The organism is Brevibacillus sp. FW306-2-1A-C05A (assembly GCF_058781555.1).
In genome coordinates this window covers 1-1407 of record NZ_JBYSWV010000105.1, presented here as the reverse complement: position 1 = coordinate 1407, position 1407 = coordinate 1, and the positions used below count along the sequence as shown (strand labels likewise).

The following is a 1407-nucleotide window of genomic DNA, read 5'->3' as shown; positions in this document are numbered from 1 at the left end:
CACTAGCGTTGCATTAATCTTTTCATACCATTCAAAATCATCATAACTTTCAGCGTTCAAGTGTTCTCAGGCATAAAAAAATCCTTTACACTGGAAAGGTCAGGTAGTTCCTGTCCAAATCCAACGCAAAGGATAGACCATGGACAAGAATACCCTATTTTCTTCATTTGGTAAATACATTTCACCCATTAATATTGTGAAATTTCAACAACGGATAGACGAAACGGATCAGGACAAGTACGTGAAAAAGTTAACGACCAAAGCATATCTACTCCTGTTTTTGCATGCTCAACTTCAGCAACGAGAAGGACTCCGAGCCATTGCAGATGATGTTTTATCAAAGAAATTCCAGCGAGAGTTAGGACTGTCGTCGATTAGTCCCGCTCAGCTTAGTCGCAAAAACAATCGAGTAGATCCAGCTTTGCTTGAAGAAATATTTGTTGACCTTGTAGGGCAAATTCAGAGACACTCGGGCAACACGTATTCCCTTCGAAAAGACATGAAAATCATTGATTCTACAACGATTGGGCTGTGTTTGCAGAAGTACAAATGGGCAACTTTCCGTAAAACCAAGGCTGGCATCAAACTTCATCTTCGTCTCGTCTTTGCCGACCAGGGGGATGTGTATCCTGAAAAAATAACCATCACGGGTGCCAAGTCCAATGACCGCACTCAAATGGAATCGTTGATTGATGAGATCGGTATGATGTACGTCTTTGATCGAGGGTATGTGGATTATGAAAAATTTGATGAATACACGGACAAAGGCATCTTTTTCGCTTCTCGTCTAAAAGATAACGCCGAAATCCGTCATCTTTATGAATTCAAAATCCCCTTGGAAAGCTCCGTTTTATCGGATTCCATGATCCTTCTTGGAACGCCTCAAAAGCGGGTAGATAACGTGCTGCGACTCATTGAAACGCTTGATTCGAAGGGAAATCTCATTCGAATCATTACGAATCGGTTCGACCTGGAAGCAGAAGAACTCAGCGACATCTATCGTTGGCGTTGGCAAATTGAGCTGTTTTTCAAGTGGATAAAGCAGCATGTAAAGATCAAGAACTTCTATGGAACGAGTGAAAATGCGGTACGAAACCAAGTATTACTCGCACTCATTGCCTACTGCCTGTTGCTCCTTGTCAAACTGGAACAAAACAGTCAGCACAGCTTGTTGCAGATCAGGAGATGGCTAAAAGTGTTTCTTTGGCAAACGTTCGAACAATGGATAGGTAGAATGAATTACCAGTCCAAACGAACATCCAGAGGGCGACAGAAAAGGAATTAGGTATTGGTTGCTGTTATCACGATTGTAATAAATGTATAAAACTACCAAATGGACAGTGGCTACCTTTTGCTTGGTTGCTGCCGTTTTTGGTTGTGTAGCTGAAAATGTCATTCAGAATACTT

Annotated in this window: 1 protein-coding gene; it reads left to right on the top strand. The window is 41.6% G+C overall.

The window, feature by feature from the left end; genetic code table 11:
• The first annotated feature begins 139 nt into the window (after window positions 1–139).
• Entirely contained in the window at window positions 140–1285 is a 1146-nt protein-coding gene (locus tag AC3WJN_RS25505; protein WP_005837477.1) for an IS4 family transposase, read from the top strand.
• Window positions 1286–1407 lie beyond the last annotated feature (122 nt).